Annotated in this window: 16 protein-coding genes; 14 read left to right on the top strand and 2 right to left on the bottom strand. The window is 72.4% G+C overall.

What is annotated here, in order from left to right; all coding sequences use genetic code 11:
- The first annotated feature begins 36 nt into the window (after window positions 1–36).
- The 6 genes from recA to AC3RJ6_RS14760 are packed head-to-tail and all read left to right on the top strand — an operon-like array spanning window position 37 to window position 6,555.
- A complete protein-coding gene (recA, locus tag AC3RJ6_RS14785) occupies window positions 37–1,104 on the top strand; it encodes a recombinase RecA (protein ID WP_491427854.1) in 1,068 nt (355 codons plus the stop codon).
- Between the two features lie 28 nt (window positions 1,105–1,132).
- Window positions 1,133–1,894: a regulatory protein RecX gene (locus AC3RJ6_RS14780; protein WP_491427852.1), complete on the top strand. Its 762-nt coding sequence runs from the start codon at window positions 1,133–1,135 to the stop codon at window positions 1,892–1,894.
- 12 nt (window positions 1,895–1,906) lie between these two features.
- Window positions 1,907–3,493, top strand: a complete 1,587-nt coding sequence (gene miaB, locus AC3RJ6_RS14775) for a tRNA (N6-isopentenyl adenosine(37)-C2)-methylthiotransferase MiaB (RefSeq protein WP_491427851.1) — start codon at window positions 1,907–1,909, stop codon at window positions 3,491–3,493.
- A 1-nt stretch (window position 3,494) separates the two neighbouring features.
- A complete protein-coding gene (miaA, locus tag AC3RJ6_RS14770; protein ID WP_491427850.1) occupies window positions 3,495–4,415 on the top strand; it encodes a tRNA (adenosine(37)-N6)-dimethylallyltransferase MiaA in 921 nt (306 codons plus the stop codon).
- A 5-nt stretch (window positions 4,416–4,420) separates the two neighbouring features.
- Window positions 4,421–5,302 carry a diaminopimelate epimerase gene (gene dapF / locus AC3RJ6_RS14765; RefSeq protein WP_491427849.1) on the top strand — a complete coding sequence of 294 codons (882 nt, stop codon included), beginning with the start codon at window positions 4,421–4,423 and terminating at the stop codon, window positions 5,300–5,302.
- Window positions 5,299–6,555 (top strand): MFS transporter, encoded by a 1,257-nt coding sequence (locus AC3RJ6_RS14760; RefSeq protein ID WP_491427848.1) that lies wholly within the window; start codon window positions 5,299–5,301, stop codon window positions 6,553–6,555. Before dapF ends, AC3RJ6_RS14760 begins: the two co-directional genes overlap by 4 nt.
- 84 nt (window positions 6,556–6,639) lie before the next feature.
- Here AC3RJ6_RS14760 and AC3RJ6_RS14755 read toward each other — a convergent pair whose 3' ends face one another.
- Window positions 6,640–7,245: a class I SAM-dependent methyltransferase gene (locus AC3RJ6_RS14755; RefSeq protein ID WP_491427847.1), complete on the bottom strand. Its 606-nt coding sequence runs from the start codon at window positions 7,243–7,245 to the stop codon at window positions 6,640–6,642.
- A gap of 42 nt (window positions 7,246–7,287) precedes the next feature.
- On the opposite strand from AC3RJ6_RS14755, the gene hflX reads away from it, so the two are divergent.
- From hflX to AC3RJ6_RS14735, 4 genes are all read left to right on the top strand, one after another.
- Window positions 7,288–8,817 (top strand): GTPase HflX, encoded by a 1,530-nt coding sequence (hflX, locus tag AC3RJ6_RS14750; protein WP_491427846.1) that lies wholly within the window; start codon window positions 7,288–7,290, stop codon window positions 8,815–8,817.
- 273 nt (window positions 8,818–9,090) lie between these two features.
- The gene (locus AC3RJ6_RS14745; protein ID WP_491427845.1) at window positions 9,091–10,080 is read left to right on the top strand and encodes a methylenetetrahydrofolate reductase; all 990 of its coding nucleotides are present in this window, start codon (window positions 9,091–9,093) and stop codon (window positions 10,078–10,080) included.
- A gap of 142 nt (window positions 10,081–10,222) precedes the next feature.
- Window positions 10,223–12,586 (top strand): 5-methyltetrahydropteroyltriglutamate--homocysteine S-methyltransferase, encoded by a 2,364-nt coding sequence (gene metE, locus AC3RJ6_RS14740; RefSeq protein WP_491427844.1) that lies wholly within the window; start codon window positions 10,223–10,225, stop codon window positions 12,584–12,586.
- A gap of 151 nt (window positions 12,587–12,737) precedes the next feature.
- Window positions 12,738–13,487: an alpha/beta fold hydrolase gene (locus AC3RJ6_RS14735; protein WP_491427843.1), complete on the top strand. Its 750-nt coding sequence runs from the start codon at window positions 12,738–12,740 to the stop codon at window positions 13,485–13,487.
- Between the two features lie 46 nt (window positions 13,488–13,533).
- On the opposite strand, the gene lexA is transcribed toward AC3RJ6_RS14735, so the two are convergent.
- Window positions 13,534–14,220, bottom strand: a complete 687-nt coding sequence (gene lexA / locus AC3RJ6_RS14730) for a transcriptional repressor LexA (protein WP_491427842.1) — start codon at window positions 14,218–14,220, stop codon at window positions 13,534–13,536.
- A gap of 258 nt (window positions 14,221–14,478) precedes the next feature.
- Between lexA and AC3RJ6_RS14725 the strand changes: the two genes are divergently transcribed.
- From AC3RJ6_RS14725 to hisH, 4 genes are all read left to right on the top strand, one after another.
- Window positions 14,479–14,823, top strand: coding sequence for a LysM peptidoglycan-binding domain-containing protein (locus tag AC3RJ6_RS14725; RefSeq protein ID WP_491427841.1), 345 nt, complete (start codon window positions 14,479–14,481; stop codon window positions 14,821–14,823).
- 145 nt (window positions 14,824–14,968) lie between these two features.
- Window positions 14,969–16,084: a histidinol-phosphate transaminase gene (locus tag AC3RJ6_RS14720; RefSeq protein ID WP_491427840.1), complete on the top strand. Its 1,116-nt coding sequence runs from the start codon at window positions 14,969–14,971 to the stop codon at window positions 16,082–16,084.
- The gene (gene hisB / locus AC3RJ6_RS14715; RefSeq protein WP_491427839.1) at window positions 16,081–16,710 is read left to right on the top strand and encodes an imidazoleglycerol-phosphate dehydratase HisB; all 630 of its coding nucleotides are present in this window, start codon (window positions 16,081–16,083) and stop codon (window positions 16,708–16,710) included. Before AC3RJ6_RS14720 ends, hisB begins: the two co-directional genes overlap by 4 nt.
- Window positions 16,707–17,345 carry an imidazole glycerol phosphate synthase subunit HisH gene (gene hisH, locus AC3RJ6_RS14710; RefSeq protein WP_491427838.1) on the top strand — a complete coding sequence of 213 codons (639 nt, stop codon included), beginning with the start codon at window positions 16,707–16,709 and terminating at the stop codon, window positions 17,343–17,345. The genes hisB and hisH overlap by 4 nt, the downstream gene beginning before the upstream one ends.
- Window positions 17,346–17,361 lie beyond the last annotated feature (16 nt).

Genomic DNA, 17,361 nt, shown 5'->3' with positions numbered 1-17,361 from the left:
GGCAGCCGAACACGAGCATCGAAGGAGCCCACCACCATGGCATCACCCGCAGACCGCGAGAAGGCGCTCGAAGCCGCCCTCGCCCAGATCGACCGCCAGTTCGGCAAGGGGTCGGTCATGCGCCTCGGTTCAGAGGAGCGTGCACCCGTCGAGGTCATCCCCACCGGTTCGATCGCCCTCGACGTCGCCCTCGGCGTCGGTGGGCTCCCGCGCGGCCGCATCGTCGAGATCTACGGTCCCGAGTCCTCGGGCAAGACCACGCTCACGCTCCACGCGATCGCGAACGTGCAGCGGGCCGGCGGCATCGCCGCGTTCGTCGACGCCGAGCACGCGCTCGACCCCGAGTACGCCAAGAAGCTGGGCGTCGACATCGACGCACTGCTGGTCTCGCAGCCCGACACGGGCGAGCAGGCGCTCGAGATCGCCGACATGCTCGTGCGTTCGGGGTCGATCGACCTCGTCGTCATCGACTCGGTCGCGGCGCTCGTTCCCCGTGCCGAGATCGAGGGCGAGATGGGCGACTCGCACGTCGGCCTCCAGGCCCGACTCATGTCGCAGGCGCTCCGCAAGCTGACCGGTGGTCTCAACCAGACGAACACCACGATGATCTTCATCAACCAGCTGCGCGAGAAGATCGGCGTGTTCTTCGGCAGCCCCGAGACGACGGCCGGTGGCAAGGCGCTCAAGTTCTACGCCTCGGTCCGCATGGACATCCGACGCATCGAGACCCTGAAAGACGGTTCCGAGGCGGTCGGCAACCGCACCCGCGTGAAGGTCGTCAAGAACAAGATGGCGCCGCCCTTCAAGCAGGCCGAGTTCGACATCCTCTACGGTGTCGGCATCTCGCGCGAGGGCAGCCTCATCGACTACGGCGTCGACCAGGGCATCGTCAAGAAGTCGGGTGCCTGGTACACCTACGACGGCGACCAGCTGGGGCAGGGCAAAGAGAACGCCCGCAACTTCCTGCTGCAGAACCCCGACATCGCCGCCGACATCGAGCAGAAGATCCTCGTGAAGCTCGGCATCGGCCAGGCGGGCGCCGCCGCTGCAGACGCGGTGCCGGCGAACGTCGAGTCGATCACCGCGAAGCGCAAGGGCGCCTGAGCGGCCGGGTCCGCACGAGGCTGATCGAGTGACCGGGGAGGGCGGCAGCATGCGCGACGCGTCGGCAGAGCGGCTCGCCCCGGTCACCTACCTGCCGTGGGTCGGCACCGGCGAGACGACCGATGCGGGCGAATCAGCCTCGAGCCGGTCTGCGTCGCGCGAGGAGCCGGGCGAGGCGTCGCCCGGTGCCGGTCGTAGTGGCGGTCGCGGCTCCGTTTCCGGGGCCGCCTCCCGCCCTCGCGCCGTACCCGACTCGCAGGCCCGCCGACGCTCCCGGCCTCGCAGCGCGGAGGCCGACCCGCCACCCGACGAGACCGGGATCGAGCGCGACGAGCGCATCGATCGTCTCGTCGTCTCTCGGCTACGGCGGTCCGCGCTGTCGGTGGCCGAGGTCCGCTCCGTGCTCGTCGAGCACGGGCTCGACGAGGTCGAGGTCGAGGAGTGGCTCGAACGCTACGAGCGCTACGGCTACCTCGATGACGCACGCCTCGCCGAGCAGGTCGTGCACAGTCACGGAGTCCGCCGCGGTCGCGGGTCGGGGGCCATCCTGCACGAGCTGGGCCGGCGCGGCATCGAGCCGGCCGTCGCACGGGCGGCGGTCGACGGTCTCGACCCCGAGGCCGAGCGCGAGAACGCCACCACCGTCGCCGTGCGGCGGGCGCGCCAGCTCACGGGCCTCGACCGCGCAACGGCCGAACGTCGGCTCTCCGCGTTCCTCCAGCGCCGAGGCTACTCGGGCGAGGTCGTGCGCGAGGCGGTGACGGCCGCGCTCTCAGCCGACGACTCGTAGACTGGTGCGATCATGAGCACCATTCACGAGGTCGACCGCGCCGAGGCGACGGAGCCCGCGCCCCGCACCTACGAGGTCCGCACCTTCGGGTGCCAGATGAACGTCCACGACTCCGAACGTCTCTCGGGTTCCCTCGAGGCGGCCGGCTACGTTCCGGCCAACGGCGCCGAGCCCGACGTCGTCGTCATCAACACGTGCGCCGTGCGTGAGAACGCCGACAACAAGCTCTACGGCAACCTCGGCCACCTCGCCGGTGTCAAGCGCCGCCACTCGGGCATGCAGATCGCCGTGGGCGGCTGCCTCGCCCAGAAGGACAAGAACGTCATCCTCGAGAAGGCCCCCTGGGTCGACGTCGTCTTCGGCACCCACAACATGGGCTCGCTGCCGAGCCTGCTCGAGCGGGCCCGCCACAACGACGAGGCGCAGCTCGAGATCCTCGACGCACTCGAGGTGTTCCCGTCGACGTTGCCGACGAAGCGCGACTCGACCTACAGCGGCTGGGTGTCGATCTCGGTGGGCTGCAACAACACGTGCACGTTCTGCATCGTGCCCGCCCTGCGCGGCAAGGAGAAGGACCGCCGGCCGGGCGACATCCTCGCCGAGGTCCAGGCGCTCGTCGACGACGGCGCCGTCGAGGTGACCCTGCTCGGCCAGAACGTCAACTCCTACGGCGTCGAGTTCGGTGACCGCCAGGCGTTCGGCAAGCTGCTGCGCGCTGCGGGGCAGATCGACGGGCTCGAGCGCATCCGCTTCACGAGCCCGCACCCGGCCGCCTTCACCGACGACGTCATCGACGCGATGGCCGAGACGCCGAGCGTCATGCCGCAGCTGCACATGCCGCTGCAGTCGGGCTCCGACCGCATCCTCAAGGCGATGCGGCGCTCCTACCGGTCCGAGAAGTTCCTCGGCATCCTCGACCGGGTGCGCGCCAAGATCCCGAACGCCGCGATCTCGACCGACATCATCGTGGGCTTCCCGGGCGAGACCGAAGCGGACTTCCAGGAGACGCTCCGCGTCGTCGAGGCCGCGCGCTTCGCTTCCGCGTTCACGTTCCAATACTCCATCCGACCGGGCACACCCGCGGCGACGATGGAGGACCAGGTGCCGAAGGAGGTCGTGCAGGAGCGCTACGACCGCCTGATCGCACTGCAGGAGCGCATCTCCTGGGAGGAGAACCAGAAGCTCGTCGGCACGACCGTGAACCTGCTCGTCGCCACGGGCGAGGGCAAGAAGGACGCCGAGACCCACCGCCTGAGCGGTCGCGCCGAAGACAGTCGGCTCGTGCACTTCGAGGTGCCCGAGGGCTCCGAGCTGCCGCGGCCGGGCGATGTCGTGACGGTCGAGATCACCCAGGCGGCGCCCTTCCACCTGCTCGCCGACTCGATCGACGGCTCGCCGCTCCGCATCCGTCGTACCCGCGCCGGTGACGCCTGGGACCGCGATCAGGCGGAGAGCTGCGGCGTGCCCGCCGCGCCGGGAGCGTCGACGCCCGGACGGGTGTCGCTCGGCTTGCCGACGCTACGCGTCGCGAGCGAGCCGCTCGTCTCGCCGGGCGTCGGCACGTTCCCCATCTACGACCCGACCGACGGCCTGCGCTGACGTGACCCTCATCGCCGTCGTCGGTGCGACGGGCACCGGCAAGTCGGCCTTCGCCCTCGACCTCGCCGAGGCGCTCGGGCGCGCGGGCCGGGTCGCCGAGGTCGTCAACGCCGACGCCATGCAGCTCTACCGGGGCATGGACATCGGCACCGCGAAGCTCGCGCCCGCGGAGCGCCGGGGCGTGCCGCACCACCTGCTCGACGTGCTCGAGGTCACCGATGAGGCATCCGTCGCCGCCTATCAGGAGGCGGCCCGCGCCCGCATCGACGAGATCATCGGCCGCGGCGACGTCGCCCTGCTCGTCGGAGGGTCGGGTCTCTACGTCTCGTCGGTCATCCACGACTTCCGGTTCCCGGGCACCGACGCGGGCGTGCGCGCCCGGCTCGAAGCCGAGCTCGCCGAGCACGGACCTGGCATGCTGCACGCTCGACTGCGCGAGATCGACCCCGAGACGGCCGCGAAGGTCGACGCCCGGAACGGGCGCCGCGTCGTGCGCGCGCTCGAGGTGATCGAGGTCACGGGCGAGCCCGCCGCTGCCCGGATCCCCGACGATCCCGTGCCCTGGCGCCCGCACCGCATCGTGCACCTCCGCAGCGACCGTGCCGAGCTCGTCGAGCGCCTCGACCGCCGCGTCGAGGACATGTGGGCCGCCGGCCTCGTCGACGAGGTGCAGGGGCTCGTGCCGCTCGGCCTCGAACGCGGCGTCACGGCCCGCAAGGCGATCGGCTACGCGCAGGCGCTCGCCGAGCTCCAGGGGCGGATGCCTCGTGCCGAGGCCGTCGCCGAGACGCAGCAGCTCACCCGCACCTATGCGAGGCGGCAGGTCGGCTGGTTCAAGCGCTATCGCGACGCCGCGCAGGTCGACGCCGGCGACGTCGTCGCTCGCGGCGCCGAGCTCGCCCGGCAGGCCGCCATAGACTGAGTCGCATGCCGTTCGATCTGCGATTCACCAAGGGCCAGGGCACGGGCAACGACTTCGTGCTCTTCAGCGATCCCGAGGGTGAGAACGAGCTCGAGCCGACGCAGATCGCGGCCGTCTGCGACCGCCGCTTCGGCGTCGGCGCCGACGGGCTCATCCGCGCGGTGCGGTCGCAGAACCTCGCCGACGGTGCCGCCGCCCTCGCGGCCGACCGCCGCGCGGTCTGGTTCATGGACTACTGGAACGCCGACGGCACCGTGTCGGAGATGTGCGGCAACGGCATCCGGGTCTTCGTGCGCTACCTCCTCGACCAGGGGCTCGCCGAGCTGCATCCCGGCGCCGAGATCGCGATCGGCACCCGCGCGGGTGTGCGCACGGTGACACGCACCGCCACGGGCTTCCAGGTCGACCTCGGCGTCTGGCACCTCGCCGGCGGCGAGCCGCTCGTCCGTGCGAAGCAGCTGCCGGTCGCCCGGCCGGGCCTCGGCATCGACGTCGGCAACCCGCACGTCGTCGTCGCCCTCGCCGACGACGACGAGCTCGAGGGCCTCGACCTCGCGTACGCACCCATCCTCGACCCCGTGCCCGAGGCGGGCGCGAACGTCGAGTTCGTGGTGCCGGCCGAACCGCTCGTCGAAGACGGCGTCGGCCGCATCCGCATGCGCGTGCACGAGCGCGGCTCGGGCGAGACGCTCTCGTGCGGCACCGGGGCCGTGGCCTCCGCCCTCGCGGTGCGCCACTGGGCCGGAGCGGGCGCTCCGAACGACTGGCGCGTGCAGGTGCCTGGCGGGGTGCTCGGCGTGCGCATGTTCGAGGCCGCCGACGGCGAGCACGTCGCCCTCGCCGGCCCTGCGGAGCTCGTCTTCGACGGCGTGCTCACCCTGGCATGAGCCCGTCGGCCTCCGCCCGGCACGGCGCCTTCCCCTGGCTCCTCCTCGTCGGCATCTCGCTCGTCGCGCTCAACATGCGCGGTCCGCTGGTCGCGATCGCGCCCGTCATCGAAGAAATCGAGGCGTCGCTCGGCCTGTCTCCCACGGCGGCCGGCCTGCTCACGAGCCTGCCCGTGCTCTGCTTCGCCCTCGGCACTCCGATCGCCGCGTGGACGATCCGGCTGAGCGGCGCCGAGCGCGCGGTCGCGATCTCGCTGGTCGGCACGCTCATCGGCACGATCGTGCGCTCGGGCGGCACGACCTGGGCGGCGTTCCTCGGCACCGTGATCATCGGCCTCGCGATCGCGATCGGCAACGTCGTCGTGCCCGTCGTCATCCGCCGAGACGTGCCGCCCGAACGGGCGCAGCTGGTGACGGGCGTGTACTCGGCGATGATGAACGTCGGCTCGATGCTGACGATCGCCGTGACGGCACCGCTCGCCGCGCAGATCGGGTGGCAGTGGGCGACCGCGATCTGGGGCGTGCTGATCGTGCTGGCGCTCGCCGTGTGGGGCGTGCACCTGCGCCGCGTCGCGGCCGAGAGCCGCGAGGCGCGAGAGGCCGAGGCCCTCGCGGTGACCGGCTCGATGGCCGCCGTCACCGGCCCGACGGGCGTCGTCCGCCCCGGTGAGTACTCCGCGTGGCGCAACCCCATGACGTGGCTGCTCGCGGCAGCGTTCGCGGCCCAGTCGTTCTCGTATTACGGCCTGAGCGCGTGGCTGCCGAGCCTCTACGGCGACGAGTTCGGGCTCGACGCGATCGCGTCGGGCAACGTGGCGTCGCTCTTCCAGCTCGCCGCGGTGGTCGGCGCGCTCGGGGTCCCCTTCCTCGGGCGGCTGCGTCCGGCCTGGGTGCAGCCCGCGATCGTCGGCGTGCTCTGGACGTCGCTGCCGCTCGGCCTGCTCCTCGCCCCGCAGTGGTTCCTGCTGTGGACGGTGACGGGCGGCATCGCGCAGGGCGGCGGGTTCGTCGTCATCATCGCGACCGTCGTGCGCATCACGCGCACCGATCGCGAGACGACGCAGATGTCGGCGCTCGTGCAGGCCGGCGGGTACCTCGTCGCCGCGACCGCACCGCCCGTGCTGGGCGCGCTGCACGAGTCGAGCGGGGCGTGGGCGCTGCCCCTCGTCGCCGTGCTCGTGGCGACGATCGCGTTCCTCGTGCTCACGACCACCGCGGCGGTCGGCTCCGCGCGGTTGCTCGATCGCCGGTAGCCGCGACCCAGATGGCGGCCGGCCGCGAGCTCGATCGCCGGGAGCCGCCACCTCGTACGCGGCCAGCCGCCGGCCCGATCGTCGCTAGCGCCGCACGTCGAGCACGCGGAAGCCCTTCGAGTTCGCCGCGCGCGCGACGTCGAGCCCGAGTTCGTCGCCGATCCAGCGCTGCAGCGACTCGGCGCCGAGGTGCTTGGCGACGACGAGCCACGCGGCGGCGTCGGCGGCGTCGTCGAGGCGGGTGAGCCAGCGCGTGAGCATCGCGTGCAGCTCGGGCTTGCCCACACGGATCGGCGGGTTCGACCAGATCGTCGCGAATCGCACGTCGTCGGGAACATCGTCGGGCAGTACGGCGTTGACATTGTGCAGACCGAGCCGAGCCGCGTTGCGTCGCGTGAGGTCGAGGGCCCGCTCGTTGACGTCGACCGCCCACACCGTCGCCTCGGGCGACCGGATCGCGAGGGTGAGCGCGATCGGGCCCCAGCCGGCGCCGAGGTCGAGCAGGTGCCCCGTGGCCGGGGGAGCGGGCACGGCGTCGAGCAGCACGCGGGTGCCCTGATCGAGGTGCTCGGGGCTGAACACGCCGCCCGAGGTCACGAGTTCGACCTCGCGGCCGGCGAGCGTCACCCGGATGGTGCGGGTGCGTGCGTCGCTCGAGGGCGCGGAGGTGAAGTAGTGGTCGGAACTCATGTAGGGGAACCTATCGCAGCGATCGGAAGTAGGGTTAACACGATGAACGAAGCCGAACAGAACACGGCCGACGACGCGGTCGAGCGGGTGCTGCGGGGCGCTGAGACCAAGGCCGGGGTCACCCGGTTCGGCTCGAGCGAGGCCGAGGCCATGATGGCACCCGGCTCCGAGTCCGCGCTCGGCGCCGACACCGACGGCGAGCAGTACGACCGCGAGGAACGCGCCGCGCTGCGTCGCGTCGCCGGACTCTCGACCGAGCTCGAGGACGTCACCGAGGTCGAGTACCGGCAGCTCCGGCTCGAGAACGTCGTGCTCATCGGCGTCTACTCGCAGGGGTCGCTCGACGACGCCGAGAACTCGCTGCGAGAGCTCTCGGCCCTCGCCGAGACCGCCGGTGCGCGCGTGCTCGACGGCGTGCTGCAGCGCCGTCCGCACCCCGATCCCTCCACGTACCTCGGCCGCGGCAAGGTCGAGGAGCTGCGCCACATCGTGGCGTCGCTCGGCGCCGACACGGTCGTCGCCGACACCGAGCTCGCGCCGAGCCAGCGTCGCGCGCTCGAAGACGCGGTGAAGGTCAAGGTCATCGACCGCACCGCCGTCATCCTCGACATCTTCAGCCAGCACGCGAAGAGCCGCGAGGGCAAGGCGCAGGTCGAGCTCGCGCAGCTCGAGTACCTGCTCCCGCGCCTGCGCGGCTGGGGCGAGTCGATGTCGCGCCAGGCCGGTGGCCAGGTGGGCTCCGCCGGAGCCGGCATGGGCTCGCGCGGCCCGGGCGAGACGAAGATCGAGCTCGACCGTCGTCGCATCCACTCGCGCATGGCCAAGCTCCGCCGGCAGATCGCGGGCATGAAGCCCGCGCGTGAGGCGAAGCGTGCGAACCGCCGCCGCAACGCGGTGCCGTCGGTCGCGATCGCCGGCTACACGAACGCGGGCAAGTCGAGCCTGCTCAACCGCATCACGGGCGCGGGCGTGCTCGTCGAGAACGCGCTGTTCGCGACGCTCGACGCGACCGTTCGCCGCAACACGACGGCCGACGGGCGCGTCTACACGATCGCCGACACGGTCGGCTTCGTGCGCAACCTGCCGCACCAGCTCGTCGAGGCCTTCCGCTCGACCCTCGAAGAGGTCGGCGACGCCGACCTCATCGTGCACGTCGTCGACGCGGCCCACCCCGACCCTGCCGGGCAGATCGCCACCGTGCGCGACGTCATCGGCGAGGTCGGCGCCCGCGACATCCCCGAGCTCGTCGTCTTCAACAAGGCCGACCTGGTCTCGCCCGAAGACCGTCTCGTGCTGCGTGGGCTCGAGCCCGACGCGGTGTTCGCCTCCGCGCGTACGGGCGAGGGCATCGGCGACGTGCTCGTCGCGATCGGCGAGATGCTGCCCGACCCGGCGATCCAGGTCGAGCTGCTCGTGCCGTACGACCGCGGCGACGTCGTCTCGACCCTCCACGAGCAGGCCCGCGTGCTCGATCTCGACTACGTCGAGGACGGCACGCGCGTGCGCGCGCTCGTCTCGCCCGAGCTCGCCGGACAGTTCGCCGAGTTCGGCGCACCGGTCGCGGCCGCCTAGGGCGTGCCGGCGCCGCACGCCGGGCCGATCGGGCGACGCGGATGCCTCGGCGCGAGCCGCGGCATCCGCGTCGACGTCATTCCGGGTCATATTGACCCGTGAGCCGACCGGGCGGCGTAACGTCGCTCATGATCGTCGGCGACGGGCCGGATGCCCGCCGCCTGGAGCGACCGCCGAGCCCGGCACCCGCCCGCGTGACCCATCCGCCGTGAGGCGGTGGCCGCGGCCTGCCGTGCCACCACCGCCATGCGGCACCCCATCGAGGAGTCCGACATGGCTGCGACCGGAGCCGCCGGCACCCGGGAGACGGGCGACTGTACCGACCGCCCGCCGATCTCGTTCGAGCTGTTCCCGCCGCGCACCGACGCCGCGGCGATCGCGCTCGGCCGCACGATCGACCGGCTCGCGGAGGTCGACCCGGCCTTCATCTCCGTCACGTTCGGCGCGGGTGGTTCGCAGCGGGGGCGGTCGCTCACGGTGCTGCGCTACATCCTCGAGCACACCGCGGTCGAGCCGATGGCGCACCTGACGTGCGTCGGCTCGTCGCACGCCGAGGCCAACCGGCTCGTGCGCGAGTTCCTCGACGCCGGCATCACGAGCTTCCTCGCGCTGCGCGGCGACCCGCCCGAGGGCGTGGGGCTCGACGACGACGGGCCCGAGTCCGGGCTCGGCGATCTGGGCACCGCGGCCGAGCTCGTGCAGCTCATCCACCGCGTGCAGGAGGAGCGCGAGCCGTTCGGCGAGTCCGGCGTGCCGGGGGCACCGCGAGCCCGCCGCATCGGTGCCCGGCCGCGGCCCGAGCGCGTCGCGGTCGCGGCGTTCCCGACCGGCCACCCGCGTTCGCGCGGCCTCTCGCAGGACGTCGACACGCTCCTCGCCAAGGAGGTCGCCGGGGCCACGCTCGCGATCACGCAGCTGTTCTGGCACGCCGACGACTACCTCGGCTTCGTGGAGCGCGCCCGGGGCGCCGGGGTGACGATCCCGATCCTGCCCGGGCTCATGCCCGTGACGAACCCGGCTCGCCTCGCACGTCTCACCGAGCTCACGGGGGTCGAGCCGCCGGCCGACCTCGCCATCGACCTCGAGATCGAACCCGACGTCGAGGCGCGCAGCGAGATCGGCGAGCGGTACGCCGCGACCCTCGCCCGCGAGGTGCTCGACGGCGGCGCCCCCGGCCTGCACCTCTACACCTACAACCGCCACGAGACCGTGCTCTCGGTGCTCGATCGGCTCGGGCTCGGCGCCCGCGCCGGCCGGAGCTGACCGGGCCGCGTCCGCACGACGGCCGAACCCACCGACCCGACACCACCCATCACCGGTCCGGGGCCCGATGCCCCGCGGCCGATGTCGACGAACCGCCACCCGGGCGGTGCTTCGGCGTACCCGAAATCGAAAGGAACGAGTCATGACCGAACCCACCACCCCCTTCCCGTCGGGAACCGTCCTCGGCTATCCGCGCATCGGCCGCCGGCGCGAGCTCAAGCGCGCCGTCGAGGCCTTCTGGGCCGGCACGATCGACGCGGTCGAGCTCGAGGCGCGCGCCGCCGAGCTCCGCGGTGCCACCCGCGAGCGCCTCGCCGCACTCGGGCTCGCTCGCACCGGTTCGGCGATCCCCGAGACCTTCTCCTATTACGACCAGGTGCTCGACGCGGCCGTCGCCTTCGGCGCCGTGCCGACGCGGTTCGCGCACCTCCGCGATGAGCGGGGTGGCGTCGACCTCGCGGGATACTTCACGATCGCCCGCGGCGCGGGCGACCTGGCGCCGCTCGAGATGACGAAGTGGTTCGACTCCAACTACCACTACCTCGTGCCCGAGATCGGGCCCGACACGGAGTTCTCGCTGCACGCCGGGCGGTACCTCGCGCAGTTCGCCGAGGCGAGGAGCGCGGGGTTCGACACGCGCCCCGTCGTGGTCGGGCCGGTCACGTTCCTGTCGCTCGCGAAGGCCGTCGACGGGGCGCCCGACGGCTTCTCGCCGATCGACCGCCTCGACGACCTCGTCGCGGTGTACGCCGAGCTGCTCGCGGCGTTCGAGCAGGCGGGCGTCTCGTGGGTGCAGCTCGACGAGCCGGCGCTCGTCTCCGAGTCGATCGACGTCCCGCGTGCGCGCGTGCTCGCCGCGGCGGAGACCGCCTACTCCGCGCTGGGCGCCCTCGGCCGCCGCCCCGCCCTGTTCGTCGCCGCCCCGTACGGCGCGCTCGACGACGCGCTGCCGGTGCTCGCGGCCACGCGGGTGGAGGCCATCGGCCTCGACCTCGTGCGCGGCGCGGTGCCCACGGGCCTCGACGCGGCGACGGAGGCGGCACTCCGCACGAAGGCGCTCGTCGCCGGGGTCGTCGACGGCCACAACATCTGGCGGGGCGACCTCGCCGACGCGCTCGACCGCGCCGAGGCCCTGCGCGGTCTCGCGGCCGACGTGTCCGTGTCGACCTCGACCTCGCTGCTGCACGTGCCGCACGACGTCGCCGACGAGTCGCGGCTCGACGCGCGGCTCGTCGGCTGGCTCGCCTTCGCCGACCAGAAGGTCGGCCAGGTCGCGACGCTCGCCGAGGGTCTCGCGAACGGGCGCGACGCCGTCGCCGGACCCCTGGCCGAGGCATCCGCTGCCCTCGCCGACCGCACAGGGGCGCCCGGCGTGCGCGTGCCCGCGGTGCGCGAGCGCCTCGCCGCCCTCACCGACGACGACTTCACGCGCGGGGCTGAGGCCGAGCGCGTCGAGGCGCAGGCCGACCTGGGCCTGCCCGAGCTCCCGACGACGACGATCGGATCGTTCCCGCAGACGGGCGACCTCCGCACCGCACGAGCCCGCCTCGCTCGCGGCGAGCTCGAGGTCGACGCCTACGCCGCACTCATGCGCGACGAGATCGAGCGGGTGGTGCGCCTGCAGGAGGAGCTCGGCCTCGACGTCCTCGTGCACGGCGAGCCCGAGCGCAACGACATGGTGCAGTACTTCGCCGAGCTCCTCGACGGCTTCGCCGTGACCGAGCACGGTTGGGTGCAGTCGTACGGGTCGCGCTGCACGCGCCCGTCGATCCTCTGGGGCGACGTGTCGCGCCCGGCACCGATGACGGTCGAATGGTCGGCGTTCGCGCAGTCGCTGAGCGATCGGCCCGTGAAGGGCATGCTGACCGGCCCGGTGACGATCCTCGCGTGGTCGTTCGTGCGCGACGACCAGCCGCTCGGCGAGACCGCGCGCCAGGTCGCGCTCGCCCTGCGCGACGAGATCGCCGACCTCGAGCGGGCCGGCATCCGCATCATCCAGGTCGACGAGCCGGCGCTGCGCGAACTGCTGCCGCTCAAGCGCGCCGACCAGCCGGCGTACCTCGACTGGTCGGTCGGGTCGTTCACGCTCGCGACCGCCGCCGCGGCGCCCGAGACGCAGGTGCACACGCACCTCTGCTACTCGGAGTTCGGCGTCGTCATCGACGCGATCAGGGGACTTGATGCCGACGTCACCTCGATCGAGGCGGCCCGCAGTCGCATGGAGGTCGTCGACGACCTGGCCGCGAACGGCTTCGACCACGGCATCGGGCCGGGCGTCTACGACATCCACTCGCCGCGGGTGCCGTCGGCGGGCGAACTCCAGGAGCTGCTCGAGCGTGCGGCAGCGAGCATCCCGGCGGGGCGGCTGTGGGTGAATCCCGACTGCGGGCTGAAGACGCGCGGCTACGACGAGACGGTCGCCTCGCTCGCGAACCTCGTCGCGGCCACTCGCGCCGTGCGGGCCCGGCTCGAGGCCGACCGCGCGGCGGTCGCGGTCGCGAGCTAGGCGGGTTGCGGGCGGATGCCGCGAGCCGGCGTCCGCCCGTGCCCCCGGCGGCCGGGCCGGGGGATGGTTCGAGGCCGACGACCGGGCGATGCACGGCGGGTTCGCATGGTTCGCCGGGTCGATGCTCAGGCGCGCCGCGTACGGTCGTCGCATGCGACTCGCGGTTCACGAGACGGGCGCCGGCGCCCGGACGGCCATCCTCATCCACGGCATCATGTCGGACTCCCGGGCGTGGCATCGCGTCACCGGCGAACTCGAGGCGCAGGGGTTCCGGGTGCTGGCCGTCGACCTCGCCGGCCACGGACGCAGCCCGCGGGCGCGGCGCTACTCCCCGGCGGCGTGGGCCGACGACGTCGTCGAGACGGTCGCACCCATGCTCGACGGCCCGCCCGACGTGGTGCTCGGCCACTCGCTCGGCGGCCTCGTCGCGAGCCTCGTCGCCGACCGGCTCGCGCCGCGCACGGCGATCTACGTCGACCCCGCGTTCGCGTTCCCGAAGGGGCCGATGGGCCTCGCCTACAAGCTGTTCTTCGCGATCGCGCCGAGGCCCCGCCGCGGTGCGCTGGTGCGGATGAACCCGAAGTGGAGCGCGACCGACGTCGACATCGAGCTCGCGACGCTGCGCGACTGGGACAAGCGCACGATCCTCGGCTTCGCCGACACCCGGCCGCTCGTGCCGCCCGCGCGACTCGTCGCCCCCAGCCTCGTGCTGCTCGCCGAGCGGAGCCTGCTCATCACCGACCGGGTCGCGGCCGACCTGCGCCGCAGGGGAATGACGGTCGCCACGGTGCCGGGCACGGGGCACACGGTCTTCCGCGACGACCATGCGGGCTTCATGCACGCGATCGGCGAGTGGTTGCGATCGGTCGGCCAGTCCGCGGAGGCGGCCGCGTCCGTCTGACGACCGTCGGCTCGACCGGGGGCGTCCCCGAGCGGCTCGGTGCGGATCAGACCGTTCGCAGCACGGCGACGACCTTGCCGAGCACCTCGGCGTGGTCGCCGAGGATCGGCTCGAACGCGGTGTTGCGCGGCAGCAGCCAGGTGTGGCCGTCGCGCTGGCGGAAGACCTTGACGGTCGCCTCGCCGTCGAGCATCGCCGCGACGATCTCGCCGTTCTCGGCCGTGCGCTGCGAGCGCACGACCACCCAGTCGCCGTCGCAGATCGCGGCGTCGACCATCGAGTCGCCGACGACCTTCAGGATGAACAGCTCGCCCTTGCCGACGAGCTGCCGGGGGAGGGGGAACACCTCGTCGATCTGCTGCTCCGCGGTGATGGGCACACCGGCCGCGATGCGGCCGACGAGCGGCACCATGGCGGCGTCGGCGACGGGTGCCGGCTCGCCCGCCGACGGCGCGCGCTCGTCGAGGCCCGGCAGCTCGATGAGCACCTCGAGCGCCCTGGGCCGGTTCGGGTCGCGCCGCAGGTACCCGGCGAGCTCGAGCTGGTTCAGCTGGTGCGTGACGCTCGACAGCGACGACAGTCCGACGGCGTCGCCGATCTCGCGCATGCTCGGCGGGTAGCCGCGTGTGGCGACCGAACGCTGCACGACCTCGAGGATCGAGATCTGCTTCGCGCTCAGGCTCTTGCGGCGGCGTGCCCTGCCGGTCTCGCGCACGTCGTTGTCGCTCTTCACGCTCTCCGCCCCTCGTTGCGATCGCCCGCTGCGACCGGATGTCGGTGGTGTCTGCTGGACTCTTGCCAGACATTCGAAACTGTATCCGCCGCAGGCGGGCGCGGCAAACATCCGTTCGAGTGTGTCGCGAGATCGGATGCGGAGAAATCCGCGGGCCGGTGCTTGCAGTCGAAGATGTTCGAAGATATATTCGGAACAGAGATTCGCATCCGGCCCTCCCGGCCGAGGGCCGGATGCAGTCCACGCAGGAGGGGTGACATGAGCGCAGCGATCATGACGAGCGACTTCCCGGCCGAGGCGCGCACGCGCCTCCGGCTGACGCGTCGCGGGCGAGTCGTCTTCACGACGCTCGCCGCGCTTCCGATCGCCGTCTGGGTGTTCGCGTCGGCGTTGAACGCCGGCGGCGCGGCCGCCGACCTCTCCGGCGGAGGGTCGCTGCAGTACGTGACCGTCGACGCCGGCGCCTCCCTGTGGCAGATCGCCGAGTCGATCGCGCCGTCCGCCGATCCGCGCGACACGATCGCCGAGATCGTGCGGCTCAACCAGCTCGACGGTGCGACGATCGAGCCCGGCCAGCGCCTGGCGGTGCCGGCGGCCGAGTGACGCGGCCGCTTCGCGACGGGCGTCCGCAGCGCGAGAACGCCCGTGCGGCATGCAGCGCCCGCCGATGCGCGGCTCGCGGTGCCGCCGCCCGTCACACGGTGTCGCACGTCGTCGTCGCCGTGATCGGCGTGGCTAGGCTGGATCGGTGACGAGTCTCGACGACCTTCCCATCCGCGACGACCTTCGCGGTCGCTCTCCGTACGGCGCCCCCCAGAAGGCCGTGCCGGTCGCCCTCAACGTCAACGAGAACACGCATGCCATCCCCGAAGACGTCGCGCACGACATCGTCGCCCGCGTCGCCGCCGCGATCCTGCGACTGAACCGCTATCCCGATCGCGAGTTCACCGAACTCCGCGAGGCCTTGGCGCGGTATCTCGGCCACGCGCTCTCGCCCGACCAGATCTGGGCCGCCAACGGCTCCAACGAGGTGCTGCAGCAGGTGCTGCAGGCCTTCGGCGGACCGGGCCGCTCGGTGCTCGGGTTCTCGCCGACGTATTCGATGTACTCGCTGCTCGCCTCGGGCACGGGCACCCGCTGGATCTCCGCGGAGCGGGACGACGACTTCGAGCTGAGTCCCGAGACCGCCGTGGCGGCCGTGCGCGAGCACGACCCCGATCTCGTCTTCCTGTGCGCCCCGAACAACCCCACGGGTACGCCGCTCTCGCTCGACACGGTCCGCGCGGTCGCCGACGCCGCACGCGGCATCGTCGTGGTCGACGAGGCCTACTTCGAGTTCGCCGATCCGGGCACGCCGAGCGCACTCACCCTGCTCGACGGGCGGCCGCGCCTCGTCGTCTCGCGCACGATGAGCAAGGCGTTCGCGTTCGCCGGCGCCCGAGTCGGCTACCTCGCGGGTGATCCCGCGACGATCGACGCGCTCCGGCTGGTGCGCCTGCCGTACCACCTGTCGGCGCTCACCCAGGCGGCCGCGCTCGGCGCGCTCGCCCACGCCGACGAGATGCTCGCGATGGTCGACGACATCCGGCGTCAGCGCGAGCGCATCACGACGGAGCTCACGCGCCTCGGCTTCGCGCCCCACCGCAGCGGCTCGAACTTCGTGCTCTTCGGCGGCGTCGACGACCCGCACGCGGTGTTCGAGGGGCTGCTCGCGCGCGGCATCCTGATCAGGGAGCTCGGCATCCCCGGACACCTGCGGGTCAGCGCTGGTACCGAAGCCGAGACCACCGCGTTCCTCGAGGCGATCGCCGTGTTCGCTCCCGCCGCGGCCGCGGCCTCCGCCGAGAATAGGATCGACTCATGACCGCCGAATCCCCGTCGCGCCCGTCCCGCTCGCGCACCGCGCGCGTCCAGCGCGAGACGAGCGAGTCGAGCATCGACCTGTCGATCGACCTCGACGGCACCGGATCGAGCGACATCGAGACGGGCGTGCCGTTCTACGACCACCTGCTCACGGCGTTCGCGAAGCACTCGCTCACCGACCTCACGGTGCGGGCCTCGGGCGACCTCCACATCGACGTGCACCACACCGTCGAAGACACGGGCATCGTGCTCGGGCAGGCAATCCGCGAGGCGCTCGGCGACAAGCGGGGCATCTCCCGCTACGGCGATGCCCTCGTCCCGCTCGACGAGGCGCTCGCGCAGGCGGTCGTCGACATCTCCGGCCGCCCGTTCCTCGTGCACACGGGGGAGCCCGACGGGTTCGAGTTCCACCTCATCGGCGGCCACTTCACGGGGTCGATGGTGCGGCACGTGTTCGAGGCGATCGCGTTCAACGCCGGCCTCACGGTGCACGTCACGGTGCTCGGCGGACGCGACCCGCACCACATCGCCGAGGCCGAGTTCAAGGCGTTCGCCCGTGCGTTCCGCCAGGCGAAGGCGCTCGACCCGCTCGTGAGCGGCATCCCCTCGACGAAGGGAGCGCTGTGACCCGCACCAAGCGCGTCGTCGTGCTCGACTACGGGTCGGGCAACGTGCACTCCGCGGCGAAGGCGCTCGAGCGCGCCGGCGCCGAGGTCGACGTGACGGCCGACCGCACGGCGGCGATGGAGGCCGACGGCCTGCTCGTGCCGGGCGTCGGTGCCTTCAAGGCGGTCATGGACCAGTTGCGCGCCGTGCGCGGCGACGAGGTCATCGACCGCCGGCTCGCCGGCGGGCGGCACGTGCTCGGCATCTGCGTCGGCATGCAGGTGCTCTTCGAGCGTGGCGTCGAGCGCGGCGTCGACACCGAGGGGCTCGGTGAGTGGCCGGGCACCGTCACCGAGCTGCCCGCCGACGTGCTGCCGCACATGGGCTGGAACACCGTCTCGCCCGACGAGGGATCGGTGCTGTTCGACGGCATCGAGGACGAGCGGTTCTACTTCGTGCACTCGTTCGCAGCGCAATCGTGGCAGCTCGAGGTCATGCCGCCGTTCCCGCAGCCGAAGCTGACCTGGGCGGAGCACGGCGGGCGATTCCTCGCCGCGGTCGAGAACGGCCCGTTGTCGGCGACCCAGTTCCACCCCGAGAAGTCGTCGGATGCGGGCATCCGGCTGCTCTCCAACTGGCTCGGCGCACTCGCCTGAGCCATCCGAGGGTCAC

It is taken from the genome of Agromyces cucurbitae, from assembly GCF_058349945.1.
The sequence above is the reverse complement of the archived record's forward strand: the minus strand, read 5'-3'. Positions and strand labels throughout refer to the sequence as shown.